The 12300-nt window shown below is 71.3% G+C and carries 14 protein-coding genes; 6 read left to right on the forward strand and 8 right to left on the reverse strand.

Annotated elements, in window-relative coordinates; all coding sequences use genetic code 11:
• Nucleotides 1-11 precede the first annotated feature (11 nt).
• Complete coding sequence (locus FF100_RS08840) at nucleotides 12-443, reverse strand: PaaI family thioesterase (protein WP_139035208.1); 432 nt, start codon at nucleotides 441-443, stop codon at nucleotides 12-14.
• 93 nt (nucleotides 444-536) lie between these two features.
• On the opposite strand from FF100_RS08840, the gene FF100_RS08845 reads away from it, so the two are divergent.
• Nucleotides 537-1010: a PaaI family thioesterase gene (locus FF100_RS08845; protein WP_342778991.1), complete on the forward strand. Its 474-nt coding sequence runs from the start codon at nucleotides 537-539 to the stop codon at nucleotides 1008-1010.
• Nucleotides 1011-1048: 38 nt separating this feature from the next.
• Here FF100_RS08845 and FF100_RS08850 read toward each other — a convergent pair whose 3' ends face one another.
• Nucleotides 1049-1405, reverse strand: coding sequence for a c-type cytochrome (locus tag FF100_RS08850; RefSeq protein ID WP_139035210.1), 357 nt, complete (start codon nucleotides 1403-1405; stop codon nucleotides 1049-1051).
• 255 nt (nucleotides 1406-1660) lie between these two features.
• On the opposite strand from FF100_RS08850, the gene FF100_RS08855 reads away from it, so the two are divergent.
• The gene (locus tag FF100_RS08855) at nucleotides 1661-3094 is read left to right on the forward strand and encodes an FAD-linked oxidase C-terminal domain-containing protein (protein WP_139035212.1); all 1434 of its coding nucleotides are present in this window, start codon (nucleotides 1661-1663) and stop codon (nucleotides 3092-3094) included.
• Nucleotides 3095-3220: 126 nt separating this feature from the next.
• Here the strand turns inward: FF100_RS08855 and FF100_RS36970 are convergent, their stop codons facing one another.
• Both FF100_RS36970 and FF100_RS36975 read right to left on the reverse strand, forming a co-directional pair.
• The gene (locus FF100_RS36970; protein ID WP_246102007.1) at nucleotides 3221-3430 is read right to left on the reverse strand and encodes a LytTR family transcriptional regulator DNA-binding domain-containing protein; all 210 of its coding nucleotides are present in this window, start codon (nucleotides 3428-3430) and stop codon (nucleotides 3221-3223) included.
• A complete protein-coding gene (locus FF100_RS36975; RefSeq protein ID WP_171070103.1) occupies nucleotides 3430-3768 on the reverse strand; it encodes a hypothetical protein in 339 nt (112 codons plus the stop codon). Before FF100_RS36975 ends, FF100_RS36970 begins: the two co-directional genes overlap by 1 nt.
• Before the next feature lie 93 nt (nucleotides 3769-3861).
• On the opposite strand from FF100_RS36975, the gene FF100_RS08865 reads away from it, so the two are divergent.
• Nucleotides 3862-4176, forward strand: coding sequence for an alpha/beta hydrolase (locus FF100_RS08865; RefSeq protein WP_139035216.1), 315 nt, complete (start codon nucleotides 3862-3864; stop codon nucleotides 4174-4176).
• Here the strand turns inward: FF100_RS08865 and FF100_RS08870 are convergent.
• Complete coding sequence (locus tag FF100_RS08870; RefSeq protein ID WP_139035218.1) at nucleotides 4134-4979, reverse strand: 23S rRNA (adenine(2030)-N(6))-methyltransferase RlmJ; 846 nt, start codon at nucleotides 4977-4979, stop codon at nucleotides 4134-4136. The two genes, FF100_RS08865 and FF100_RS08870, sit on opposite strands and share 43 nt — an antisense overlap.
• Nucleotides 4980-5044: 65 nt before the next feature.
• Between FF100_RS08870 and FF100_RS08875 the strand changes: the two genes are divergently transcribed.
• A complete protein-coding gene (locus FF100_RS08875; protein WP_139035220.1) occupies nucleotides 5045-5341 on the forward strand; it encodes a nucleotidyltransferase family protein in 297 nt (98 codons plus the stop codon).
• A 129-nt stretch (nucleotides 5342-5470) separates the two neighbouring features.
• Entirely contained in the window at nucleotides 5471-5764 is a 294-nt protein-coding gene (locus tag FF100_RS38605) for a HepT-like ribonuclease domain-containing protein (protein ID WP_139035222.1), read from the forward strand.
• Here FF100_RS38605 and FF100_RS08885 read toward each other — a convergent pair.
• Both FF100_RS08885 and FF100_RS08890 read right to left on the reverse strand, forming a co-directional pair.
• Nucleotides 5694-6362: a ribonuclease T2 family protein gene (locus FF100_RS08885; protein ID WP_139035224.1), complete on the reverse strand. Its 669-nt coding sequence runs from the start codon at nucleotides 6360-6362 to the stop codon at nucleotides 5694-5696. The genes FF100_RS38605 and FF100_RS08885 overlap by 71 nt on opposite strands.
• Nucleotides 6362-6832, reverse strand: coding sequence for a hypothetical protein (locus tag FF100_RS08890; protein ID WP_139035226.1), 471 nt, complete (start codon nucleotides 6830-6832; stop codon nucleotides 6362-6364). Before FF100_RS08890 ends, FF100_RS08885 begins: the two co-directional genes overlap by 1 nt.
• A 277-nt stretch (nucleotides 6833-7109) precedes the next feature.
• On the opposite strand from FF100_RS08890, the gene polA reads away from it, so the two are divergent.
• The gene (gene polA, locus FF100_RS08895; RefSeq protein WP_139035228.1) at nucleotides 7110-10172 is read left to right on the forward strand and encodes a DNA polymerase I; all 3063 of its coding nucleotides are present in this window, start codon (nucleotides 7110-7112) and stop codon (nucleotides 10170-10172) included.
• A gap of 25 nt (nucleotides 10173-10197) precedes the next feature.
• Here polA and FF100_RS37570 read toward each other — a convergent pair whose 3' ends face one another.
• Nucleotides 10198-12279 (reverse strand): methyl-accepting chemotaxis protein, encoded by a 2082-nt coding sequence (locus tag FF100_RS37570; protein WP_246101977.1) that lies wholly within the window; start codon nucleotides 12277-12279, stop codon nucleotides 10198-10200.
• Between the last annotated feature and the right edge of the window lie 21 nt (nucleotides 12280-12300).

The raw sequence follows: 12300 nt of genomic DNA on the forward strand, positions 1-12300 counted from the left end.
CCGCCCCGGCCTCAGCCCGGCCCCGCCTCCGGCCGCCGCCGGAGGATCTTCCACACGCCGGTGGCGGTGGCGACGATGCGCCCGTCGCAGCGGGCGTCGCCGCGCAGGAAGACCAGGCTGTTCGTGCGCTGCACCACCTCGGGCGTCATCGTGATCGTCTCGCCGATCCGGCCGGCCGAGACGAACTGCATCTCGAACTGCACCGTGACGCAGTTCGCCCCGCCGGCGGCCCGCATGGCGGCGTAGCCGAGCGCCCGGTCGGCGAAGGTCATCATCATGCCGCCCTGCACCACGCCGATCAGGTTGGCGTGCTTGGGCTCGGCCCGGAAGGCGACGCTGATCCCGTCGCCTTCCTCGCGCAGCAGGACCGGGCCGACCAGGGAGAGGAAGCCCTCGTCCTCGAAGGGACGCCAGCCGGCCGGATCGGAATCGGGGGTGGTCATGGAAGGCTCGGGGGTGAGAGCTCTGGACAGCGCGGCCGTGGCCGTGCCTCACCATCCCTTACCAAGAATCATCGACAGGGAGGCCCCGCAGCCGTGACGGACCTGATGCAACAGGCGCGCTTGCGCGCCGATCCGGACGAGACGGAGGCGCGCGTGCGCGCCAGCTTCGACAAGCAAGGCCTGATGCGGACCCTCGGGGCGACGCTGGACGCGGTCTCGCCCGGGGCGGTCGCGATCGCGCTCGCGCCCGGGCCGGCGGTGTCGCAGCAGCACGGCTTCGTCCATGCCGGGGCGGTGAGCGCCATCGCCGACAGCGCGGCGGGCTATGCGGCCCTGACCCTGATGCCGCCCGGGGCCGGGGTGCTGACGGCGGAGTTCAAGATCAACCTGCTGGCACCGGCCGCCGGGGCGCGCATCGTGGCGCGGGGGCGGGTGGTGAAGGCCGGGAGAACCCTGACGCTGGCCCAGGCCGAGGTCTTCTCGGAGAGCGATGGGCGCGAGAAGCTGGTGGCGATGCTCACCGCCACCCTGATGGCCGTCCACGGCCGGGACGGCATCGGCGATTGAGGGCGCGGCCCCGGCGCAGGCCGGGGCCGCCCACGGTCCTACTTCTGAGTCTCGAGATAGGCCTCGAGGTCGGCGATCTTCTTGTCGTCCTTCAGGCCGGCATAGATCATCTTGTTGCCGGGCACCTTGGCCTTCGGATCCTTGATGTATTCCATGAAGGTGGCCGAGTCCCAGGTCAGGCCGGAATTCTTCATCGCGGCCGAGTAGTTGTAGCCCTCGTGGGTGCCGGCCTTGCGGCCGATGACGCCCTTGAGATCCGGGCCGACGCCGTTCTTGCCGAAGGCGTGGCAGGCCTTGCAGGCGGTGAACACCTTCTCGCCAGCGGCGGCGTCCTGGGCCTGGGCGGCGAAGGGGAGAAGGGCCGCCAGGGCGGCACCGAGGATGAGCTGACGCATGAGGTTCCCTCCAACGGACGTCGTTCGCGACCGGCCATCGGGATATGGCCCAGCCTGCATTTGGTACAGTTAAAAACGCCGGCGGCTCGCGACGGGTCCCGTGCGGCGAAAAGAAGCTGTGCCGCGGCTCGGCGCAATCGGACGAAGGTGCGGGGGCAGCCGATGGATGGGCGCGGCTCCTCGCCTGAGGTAAGAGGGGCGCGAGCGACCGCCCGACCGGTCGGACAAGAGTCTCAGGGATTCAGAGGACACGCCATGACGATCGCCTTCCCGATGCCGGACCCCGCGATCCTTGCCCGTCGCGACGCGATCGTCGAGGGGCTGCGCGGCCTGGTGGCGCCGGAGGCGCTGGTGACCAGCGAGGACGAGCGCCGCGCGTTCGAGACCGACGGGCTCACCGCCTACCGCAAGATGCCGCTCGCCGTGGTGCTGCCCTCGACCACCCAGGAGGTCGCCGCGGTGATGCGCTACTGCCACGAGGCCGGGGTGAAGGTGGTGCCGCGCGGCGCCGGCACCTCGCTGGCCGGCGGCGCCATCGCCCAGGAGGACGCGGTGATCCTCGGCGTCGCCAAGATGAACCGGGTGCTCGACGTCGATTTTTCCAACCGCACCGCCCGGGTCCAGGCCGGCATCACCAACCTCGCCATCAGCGCCGCGGTGGCGCATGAGGGCTTCTTCTACGCCCCCGACCCGTCGAGCCAGCTCGCCTGCACCATCGCCGGCAACATCGCGATGAATTCGGGCGGGGCGCACTGCCTCAAATACGGCGTGACCACCAACAACTTGATGGGCGTGACCCTGGTGATGGTCGACGGCACGGTGGTGGAGATCGGCGGCGACCACCTCGATTCCGCCGGCTACGATTTGCTCGGCCTCGTCTGCGGCTCGGAAGGCCAGCTCGGCATCGTCACCGAGGCGACCGTGCGGATCCTGCGCGCGGCGGAAGGCGCGCGGCCGGCGCTGATGGGCTTCGGCACGGTCGAGGATGCGGGTGCCTGCACGGCGGCGATCATCGGCGCCGGCATCATCCCGGTGGCGATCGAGTACATGGATCGCGAGGCGATCACGATCTGCGAGGCCTTCGCCCATGCCGGCTACCCGCTCGATGCCGAGGCGATGCTGATCATCGAGGTCGAGGGCTGCCAGGAGGAATGCGACGCGATGCTCGCCCGCATCGTCGAGATCGCCAAGCCCTTCAACCCGACCAGCCTCCGGGTCTCGCAATCGGAGGCCGAGAGCGCCGCGATCTGGAAGGGCCGCAAGTCCGCCTTCGGCGCGACGGGGCGCATCTCCGACTATATCTGCATGGACGGCACCATCCCGACCGGGCAATTGCCGCTGGTGCTGGAGCGGATCGGCGAGATCACGAAGTCCTACGGGCTGCGCTGCGCCAACGTCTTCCATGCCGGCGACGGCAATCTGCACCCGCTGATCCTGTTCGACATCAACACACCCGGCGAGATGGAGAAGGCCGAGGCCGCCGGCGAGGAAATGCTGAAGCTCTGCGTCGAGGTCGGCGGCTGCCTCACCGGCGAGCACGGCGTCGGCATCGAGAAGCGCGACCTGATGACCTACCAGTACAACCCGGAGGACCTGCACCAGCAGATGCGGGTGCGGGCGGTGTTCGATCCGGCCTGGTTGATGAACCCGGCCAAGGTGTTTCCGCTGGAGGGGCGGATCGCGGCGTGAGGGGTGAGCCGGACGGCCTATCCAGCGCGAGGCAGGCTGACTGGTGAGCCGCGCGGATTGATGAGCTGATCGCCGCGCCCATGCGGCGCCATAAGCTCAAGCCGCAGCTGGACGCGTTGCGGGAGGTCAGGCCTCGTCGCCGACGAGGCCGGCCTCTCGCGCCGCGGCAATCCGGGCGCGGGCCACCGGGACCGCGAGCCCGCCCGCCAGGACCAGGCGCAGGTTGCGGCCCTCGCGCCGGCAACCGGTCACGGCATCCCGCGCCACCCACCACGAGCGATGCACCGTGAGGCCCGGCACGTGGTCCACGTTCTGGATCGCCTGGCGCAGGGGCATCAGCACGAGGGTCGATCCGGCGCGGGTATGCCTCGGACGTAGTGGTCCTCCATCTGCAGCGCGACGACGTCGCGGCCAAGCCGGGGCGGCAGCCGGTCGAGCAGGCCGCCTGCGGCCGGGGGCGATGTCGGCGGTGCAGGCGAGCGGGTTCGGTCGAGCCCCGCCAGGGCGATCCGGCCCAGCGCCAGCCCGGACAGGACGAGCAGCGTCTGGCCGTACCATTCCGGCGGCGGAACCCGGGCGATCGGCCCGGGCCACAGCCCGGCTGCGACCAGGCGCGACAGGACGGCAGCCGGCACCGATGTGAGCAGCACGCCGAGGGCCAGGCTGGCGGGCACGGCGCACCGCTCTGCCCATCGATCCACCCATGGCCGCATCGTCATCCGGGTTCCGGCGAGGAGGCCGGCGGAGCCCCACACGCCGACCTCACGATGCCGGTGCAGCTCTGGCGGGCAGGCGACGACGAGATCCTGCCCGCACCGCATTACGTCGAGCCGGTCGCCGCCGCGCTGCCGCATCGGCCCGATCTCCATCTCATCGACGGCGCACGGCATTACGACTTCCTCGCGCCTTGCCCGCCCGACCTGGCACGGAGGATCCCGGAGATCTGCGCCAGCGCGCCCGGCTTCGACCGGGCCGCGTTCCACGCCCGCTTCAACGCCGCGGTCGTCGCCTTCTTCGGCCGTTCCTTGGGACGAGCCGCTCAGGCCGGCGGCCCGAGCGGGGCGCAGCGGAAGGCGCCGTAGCCGCCTTGCGCCAGGCGCTCGGCCAGCGCCGGCAGGACGGTCTCGGCCTCCTCGCGCAGGGTCCAGGGCGGGTTGACCACGATGAGGCCGCTGCCGCTCAGCCGCGTCGGGTCGGGCCGGTGGATCAGCAGGTCGAGGCGCAGGGCCGGGCGGGGGAGGGCGGCGTCGAGGGTCGCGGCGAGGCGGTCGATCGCTGCGGCGTCCTTGATCGGGTACCAGGCGAGATAGGTGCCGGTCGCCCATTTGCCCACCGCCTTCAGGAGGTCGCGGCCGAGGCGGTCGATCTCGCCCGGCACCTCGTAGGGCGGGTCGATGAGCACAAGGCCGCGGCGCTCCTTCGGGGGGATCAGGGCGGGGAGCGCCGTCCAGCCGTCGAGGGCCAGCACCTTGGTGCGCGCATCCTGGTTGTAGCGGGCGTGCAGCACCGCGCCGTCGGCCGGGTGCAGCTCGACGAACACGCCCTGGTCGCCGGGGCGCAGGAACTCGCGGATCAGCGCCGGCGAGCCCGGATAGACCGTGTCGCCGTGGCGCGCCCGGACGGAGGCCACCGCCTGCCGGTAGGGGGCGAGCAAAGCCTCGACCGCGTCGGGGAAGGGCACGTCGAGCCGGCCGATGCCGTCGTGCCACTCGCCGGTGCGCCCGGCTTCGTCGGCGGTCAGGTCGTAGAAGCCGAGACCGGCATGGGTGTCGATCGCCCGGAACGGCGTCGCCTTGCGCTGGAGATGCGCCAGCACCCGGGTCAGCACCCAGTGCTTGAGCACGTCGGCGTGGTTGCCGGCGTGGAAGGCGTGGCGGTAATTCACGGGTCTCAGGTCCTCGTCTCGCCGTCCCGCGTGAGAATCGGCGCGGGATGCCCTATCATCATCGCATGCGCCGCGACGAGGTTCTTGCCCGCCTGAAATCCGCCGAGCCCGCCCTGCGGGCAAGCGGCGTCGCCGCGCTCTTCCTTTTCGGCTCCCACGCCAGGGACGAGGCGCGGGAGGACTCGGACATCGACGTGTTCGTCGATCCGGCGCCCGATGTCGCGTTCGGCTTCCTGCCGTTCATGGCCGCCTACGAGGCGATCGAGGCCGCGGTCGGAGGGCGCGTGGATTATGGCACCCGCAGCGGCCTGCATCCGATCCTGCGTCCGCAGACCGAGCGGGACGTGGTCAGGGTGTTCTGACGGCTGGCCACTCGCCCCGCATCTGGTTGCTCGATATCCGGGGCGAGATTGCCGGTATTCGCGACCTGACCAAGGACGTGGCCTTCGAGGCGTTCGCGGGAAGCTGGGCCATGACGCGGGCCGTGCAGCATGCACTGCCGATCATCGCCGAGGCCGCCAAGCACATCCCGCTCGATCAAGGCGTCGGAACCTTCGGTGCCGTTGCGGCAGATCCGCGGACTCGGCACTCTGCTGCGCCACGAGCATCGCCGGATCGACCCGGTCGTCCTGTGGTCCGTCATCACCGAGCATCTGGAACCCCTCGATGCCGCAGCCGCGGCACTTCTCGATCGGGTCCCGGACGAGTGGGCCTTCAGCGCCCCGCGCCCACCGCCATCTCCCCGGCGCGGCAGTTCTGGCGCGCCACCTCGGGGCAGGGGGTGAAGCCGCGCAGGTCCTTGGTGAAGCAGATCCGCACCTCCTCGAGCTGGCCCGCCTTGCAGGTCACCGACATCATGTCCGGGCGCAGGCCCGGATTGGCGGCGACGAACTGGCGGGCGATGTCGATCGGCGCGGCGCGCAGACCCTCCGCGGGCTTGACCAAAGCGGCCGGGATCGTCACCGCGTCGCGGGCCCTGGCGGTCGCGCGGAAATAGGCCGCCGGGTCGAGGCCCGAGCAGGTGCCGTGCTGGCGCCACTCGTGCCGGGCCAGGCCCTCGCTCGGAAACACCCCCTCGGCCGCTTCCATCGCGGGACGGCTCGGGCTGCGGGGGAAGGCGCCGCACTCGCTCGGGAAGCCGCGGTCGTATTGCGGCCACAGGCCGTGGACGACGAAGCCCGGGTTGCGGCCCGGATCGCATTGCCGGTCGTTGCGGCGCTCGCCGGTCAGCGCGCAGTAGGTCGGCGACCAGGACAGGGCGAGGACGTAGAAGTCGAACACGCCCGGCTCACCGCCCCCGCGCCCCTGCGCGGCGGCGGGACCCGCGAAAAAAGCCCCCGCGAGCGTCGCGAGCGCGAGGACAGCGGCGAGCGGGCGCAGCATCAGGGCCGGGCCTCGCGGCAGGACGAGGCCGAGGCGTAGGCGTAGGCGAGGTTGCGGTCGAGGCCGTGGACGCAGAACTCGACGCCGTAGGTCGCCCCGATGATGCCGAGGCTCTCGCGCACCGAGTAATCCACCCGCCGGCGCACCCCGTCCGAGGTGGTGGCGACCGCGGTGCAGAAGCGGCGGGGATAGAAGTCGAGGCCCCAGGGCCGCCAGGCGGTGCGCTCGATGCTGTCGTAGGCCGCGATCGTCAGCGTCGAGTTCCAGAACTTCGCCTCCTTCTCGGCGAACTGGTAGGTGATCTTCTCCAGGACGCCGGCATCCTGGCAGCCGGGGATCTGGGCGTCGAACGGGAACTCGCGCTCCTCGGCCGGGGCGATCTCCTGGCGGGCCGAGCGGGCTTCTGCCGCCGACAGGCCGACGGCGGTGGCGAGGCCCAGGATCAGGGCGGCGAGGGGTGTCGTGCGCATGGGCCGGTCCTTGGGCCCGGGCGGCGCCGGCCCGAAGGCGGCATCCTGATTCCCGGGCGAATGACGGTTGCTCTCTCAGGCTGACACCAGGCCTCCGCCCGCGCCAAGTCAAGCTTTCGGGCTAGGCCGCAGGCGCTTTCGCGGGCGCCTGGTGTGCCGGGGGCACACCCGCGCGCGTCCATTCCCGGGGGAGCGCGCCCGCGCCGCGGTTTGCCTCGCCCCGGCGACGCACTAAGACGGGTCTCTTAACGCCCGCCCGGAACAGACGTATCCCCGCATGAGCACCGAGACCGCCCCCGAGACGAAGCCCGTCGGCCCCGGCGATCAGGTGCTCCTGGTCGACGGCTCGTCGTTCATCTTCCGGGCCTATTTCCAGTCGATCAACCAGCCCGAGCGCTACAATTTCCGCCCCTCCGACGGGCTGCCGACCGGGGCGGTGCGGCTGTTCTGCGCCAAGCTCGCGCAGTTCGTGCAGGAGGGGGCCGCCGGCGTGGTGCCGACCCATCTCGGCATCGTGTTCGACAAGTCCGAGGGCTCGTTCCGGAAGGAGATCTTCCCGGATTACAAGGGCCACCGGCCCGACGCCCCCGACGACCTCAAGCGCCAGATGCCGCTGATGCGCGACGCGGTACGCGCCTTCGGCCTGCACCCGATCGAATTGCAGCGCTACGAGGCCGACGACCTGATCGCCACCTATGCCCGCCAGGCGGAAGGCCGGGGCGCGGGCGTCATCATCGTCTCGTCCGACAAGGACCTGATGCAGCTCGTCGGCGACCTCGTGCGGTTCTACGATTTCGAATCGGGCCAGAAGGGCAAGCCGGGCTACCGGCCCGAGCGCAACCTCGACCGCGCCGCGATCCTGGAGCGCTGGGAGGGCCTGGGGCCTGAGCAGATCGGCGACGCGCTGGCGCTGATCGGCGACACCTCGGACAACGTGCCGGGCGTGCCGGGCATCGGGCTCAAGACCGCCGCGGCCTTGATCAAGGAGTTCGGCAGCCTGGAGGCGCTCCTGGAGAAGGCCGCCACCATTAAGCAGCCGAAGCGCCGCGAGACGCTGCTCGCCAATATCGACCAGGCCCGGCTGTCGCGCCGCCTCGTCGCCCTCGACGAGCAGGTGCCGGTGCCGGTGCCCCTCGACGATCTCGGCCTGCCGAAGCCCGACCCCGAGCGCCTCGTCGGCTTCCTGAAGGCGATGGAGTTCAACACCCTGACGCGCCGCATCGCCCAGATGCTGCACGTCGATCCGGAAGCGGTGCGGCCCGACCCCTCCCTGTTGCCGGAGGGCGCCGATACCGGCTTCTCGAACGAGAAGGGCGGCAGCGACGTCACGCCGTTCTTCGGCGATGCGCCCGACGGCGCGCCCGCTTCAGCCCCGGCCGAGGTCGATCCCTTCGCCGATCTCGACCTGCCGGATGCGCCGCCGAAGCCCAAGGCGCCCACCGAGGCGACCCCCACCACCCTGGTGGCGGCGCGCGCCGCGGAATCGGTCAAGCCCTTCGATACGGCATCCTACGAGACCGTCACCAGCGTCGAGAGCCTGGATGCCTGGGTGGCCGAGGCGCTCGAGGCCGGGGTGCTGGCGGTCGATACCGAGACGACCGCCCTCGACGCCAACAAGGCCGACCTCGTCGGCGTGTCGCTCGCCACCGCGCCGGGCCGCGCCTGCTACATCCCGCTCAGCCACCGCGGCGGCGAGGACCTGTTCGGCGGCGGCCTGCTGCCGGGGCAGCTCTCCTGGGAAGCCGTGAAGGAGCGGCTGAAGCCGCTGCTCGAGAACCCGGCGGTGCTGAAGGTCGGCCAGAACATCAAGTACGACTGGCTGGTGCTCGCCCGCCACGGCATCGAGGTCCGGCCCTTCGACGACACGATGCTGATCTCCTACGTGCTCGACGCCGGCAAGGGCTCGCACGGCATGGACGAGCTCGCCCGCCGCCATCTCGGCCACCAGCCGATCACCTTCGCGGACGTCGCCGGGACCGGGCGCCAGAAGGTGACGTTCGACCGCGTCGCCCTCGACAAGGCGACGGCCTACGCGGCTGAGGATGCGGACGTGACGTTGCGGCTGTGGCGGCTGATGAAGCCGCGGCTCGCCGCCGAGCGCCGGGCGTCCGTCTACGAGACCCTGGAGCGGCCGCTGGTGCCGGTGCTGGCGCGGATGGAGCGCGAGGGCATCAAGGTCGACCGCGGGATGCTGAGCCGGCTGTCGGGCGATTTCGCCCAGTCGCTGGCGCGGCTCGAGGACGAGATCCAGGAGATGGCGGGGGAGAAGTTCTCCGTCTCGTCGCCCAAGCAGATCGGCGACATCCTGTTCGGCAAGATGGGCCTGCCCGGCGCCAAGAAGACGCCGTCCGGCCAGTGGGCGACGCCCGCGACCCTGCTGGAGGAGCTGGCCGGCCAGGGCCACGACCTGCCGCGCCGGATCTTGGAGTGGCGCCAGCTCTCGAAGCTGAAATCGACCTATACCGACAGCCTGCAGGAGCATGCCGACCGCGGCACCGACCGGGTCCACACCTCGTTCGCGCTCGCCGCCACCACGACCGGGCGGCTGTCGTCGTCGGATCCGAACCTGCAGAACATCCCGGTCCGCACGGAAGAGGGACGGCGTATCCGCCAGGCCTTCGTGGCCGATGCCGGCCACAAGCTGATCTCGGCCGATTACAGCCAGATCGAGCTTCGCCTGCTCGCCCACATCGCCGACATCCCGCAGCTGCGCCAGGCCTTCGAGGACGGCATCGACATCCACGCGGCGACCGCCTCGGCGATGTTCGGCGTGCCGCTCGACCAGATGACCTCGGACCTGCGGCGGCGGGCCAAGACGATCAATTTCGGCATCATCTACGGCATCTCGGCCTTCGGCCTCGCCGACCGGCTCGGCATCCCGCAGGGCGAGGCCTCGGCTTTCATCAAGCAGTATTTCGAGCGCTTCCCCGGCATCCGCGCCTATATCGACGACACCAAGAAGATCTGCCGCGACAAGGGCTACGTCACGACGCTGTTCGGCCGGGTCTGCCACTACCCGCAGATCCGCTCCAACAACCCGCAGGAGCGCGCCTCGGTCGAGCGCCAGGCGATCAATGCGCCGATCCAGGGCACCGCGGCCGACATCATCCGCCGGGCGATGGCCCGGATGGAGGGTGCGCTCGCCGAGGCGGGGCTCTCGACCCGGATGCTGCTCCAGGTCCACGACGAGCTGGTGTTCGAGGCGCCCGACGACGAGGTCGAGCGGGCGCTGCCGATCATCGCCCGGGTGATGGAGGAGGCGCCGCACCCGGCCGTATCCCTGCGGGTGCCGCTCGCCGTCGAAGCCAAGGCGGCCCTGAACTGGCAGGAGGCGCATTGACCTCCGACCCCCTGGCTGCCCGACTTCAGGCGGCCCGTACGGTTCCGAGGAAGCGCTGAACCTCGGCGCCGAGTCGCGTCGCCTCCTGTTGCAGCGCCGAGGCCGAGGCGAGGACGCGGGTCGCGGCCTCTCCCGTCTGTTCCGCGGCGCCGGCCACGCCGGCGATGTTCGTTGTCACCTCGCCGGTGCCGCCGGCGGCCTGGTTCACGTTGCGCACGATCTCCTGGGTCGCTGCGCCCTGCTGCCCCACGGCATCCGTCAAGGCGACCACCACCGCGTCGATCTCGGTGATGCGCCCGGCGATCGCCCCGATGGCGGACACGGCCTGATGGGTCGAGCCCTGGATCCGGCCGATCTGCTGGGTGATCTCCTCCGTCGCTCGGGCGGTCTGGCCGGCGAGCGCCTTGACTTCGGCGGCGACGACCGCGAAGCCGCGGCCGGCCTCGCCGGCCCGGGCCGCCTCGATCGTGGCGTTGAGCGCGAGCAGGTTGGTCTGGCCGGCGATCGACGAGATCAGGCCGACCACGTCGCCGATGCGCGCGTTGGCCGCGCTCAGGTCATGGACCAGGGTGGTCGTCCGCTCCGCCTCGCTCACCGCGGCGTGCGCCAGGCCGGCCGCGCCCTGGACCTGCCGGCCGATTTCCTGCACCGACTGGCCGAGTTCCTCGGCCGCCGCCGCCACGGTGGCGACATTGCACGCCGCCTCCTCGGCCGCGGTCGCCACCGCGAGCGACCGGGTCGCCGTCGCGCCGGCGGTGCCGGACATGGCCCGGGCCGTGGCCTGCAGGTCCGTCGCCGCGCCCGCCACCAGGGCGACGATGCCGCCCACCGCTCCCTCGAAATCATCGGCCATCGTCCGCATCGTGGCCTTCCGCCGCGTCTCCGCGTCGGCCCGGGCCTCGGCGGTCTCGGCCTCCAGGGCCCGGCTGTGGATGAGGTTGTGGCGAAACACCTCGACGCCCCGGGCGACGGCCCCGATCTCGTCGCGGCGTCCGAGATCCGGAATCGCCGCGGCGGCGTCGCCGGCGGCCAAGCGGTTGATCGCGGCGGTCATCCGGTCGAGAGGCTGGGTGACGCCCCGCACGACCACGACGGCGCCGAGCCCGGTCAGCAGGACGATCCCCGCCATCAGGGCCGCATTGACCGCGAAGGCGCGGCTCGCCTCCGTCTCCATCGTCCCGGCGACCAGGGCGAGCTGCATCACCGCCTGGCTCGCGATGGCCTGCAGCGTATCGAGGGCCGGCACCACCACCCGGGCGTAGCCGTCATTGGTCAGGGCCGTCGCGTACTGGCCGGTGACCGCCTCCAGCAACGGGCCCACCATTTCGCCGTGTGCGCCGCCGAAATAGGTCGATCGGGCCGCCGCCGAGACGGCCTTGAGCGCCGCGCCGTCCGGCAGCTGGCGCACGGCATGCTCCACCTGCTGGAACAGCGCCTCCGCCTGGCCGCGCCGGACGAGGATGGCGGTCGCTTCCTGCCGCGTCAGCGGCTGCTGGGCGGCGACGGTCCGGGCGAGCGAACTGGCGGCATTGCCGGCGATGTCGCGGACGATCCAAGCCTTGCGCCGGATCTCGATCAGGTCGGGCAGCCCGCGGTCTCCGGCCCGGATCGGACGCTCGATGGCATCGGCGAGGGTGCCCAGCATGGCCAGCATCGCCGGGATATGGGCCGAGAGGTCCGCGATGAGCCTGGGATCGCGCTCGCCGCGGGGGCGCATCGCCTGGCGGTCGACCTCGCCGCGCAACTCGCGGAGCCTGCCATGGGCCGCCGTCGCCTCACCAAGGTTGAACCGCTCCGGGCCGAGCCGGCGGAGTCGCTCGAAGGCATCGTCGATCCCCCGATCGACCTCGCCGCGCCGTGCCGCCATCTGGGCGACGTTTGTGGGCGCGGCCTGTCCCTCGGCCCTCAGGATCCCGATCGCATAGCTCATTTCGTAGCGCAACGCATTCATGATGTTGAGCACGAGCTCGTCGATCTTCGCCAGACCCGCGATCTCCTCCGATGCCGTCCAGGCCTGGCGCGATTGCAGCAGGTCGTGCGCGAACGCGCCGAGTGAGATGCACGAGAATACCGCCATGATGGCGACCAGCTTGGATTTGAGAGACAAGGAACGAACCCCCGGCGCATC

Source organism: Methylobacterium terricola, from assembly GCF_006151805.1.
In the GTDB taxonomy this organism is placed as follows: domain Bacteria; phylum Pseudomonadota; class Alphaproteobacteria; order Rhizobiales; family Beijerinckiaceae; genus Methylobacterium; species Methylobacterium terricola.

Coding starts and splice junctions, on each gene's coding strand:
- polA (WP_139035228.1), top strand. CDS start 7,110: ATGAGCACCGAGACCGCCCCCGAGACGAAGCCCGTCGGCCCCGGCGAT.
- FF100_RS36970 (WP_246102007.1), bottom strand. CDS start 3,430: ATGCCCCTGCGCCAGGCGATCCAGAACGTGGACCACGTGCCGGGCCTC.
- FF100_RS08850 (WP_139035210.1), bottom strand. CDS start 1,405: ATGCGTCAGCTCATCCTCGGTGCCGCCCTGGCGGCCCTTCTCCCCTTC.
- FF100_RS08890 (WP_139035226.1), bottom strand. CDS start 6,832: ATGCGCACGACACCCCTCGCCGCCCTGATCCTGGGCCTCGCCACCGCC.
- FF100_RS08840 (WP_139035208.1), bottom strand. CDS start 443: ATGACCACCCCCGATTCCGATCCGGCCGGCTGGCGTCCCTTCGAGGAC.
- FF100_RS08855 (WP_139035212.1), top strand. CDS start 1,661: ATGACGATCGCCTTCCCGATGCCGGACCCCGCGATCCTTGCCCGTCGC.
- FF100_RS08875 (WP_139035220.1), top strand. CDS start 5,045: ATGCGCCGCGACGAGGTTCTTGCCCGCCTGAAATCCGCCGAGCCCGCC.
- FF100_RS08865 (WP_139035216.1), top strand. CDS start 3,862: ATGCCGGTGCAGCTCTGGCGGGCAGGCGACGACGAGATCCTGCCCGCA.
- FF100_RS08885 (WP_139035224.1), bottom strand. CDS start 6,362: ATGCTGCGCCCGCTCGCCGCTGTCCTCGCGCTCGCGACGCTCGCGGGG.
- FF100_RS38605 (WP_139035222.1), top strand. CDS start 5,471: ATGCACTGCCGATCATCGCCGAGGCCGCCAAGCACATCCCGCTCGATC.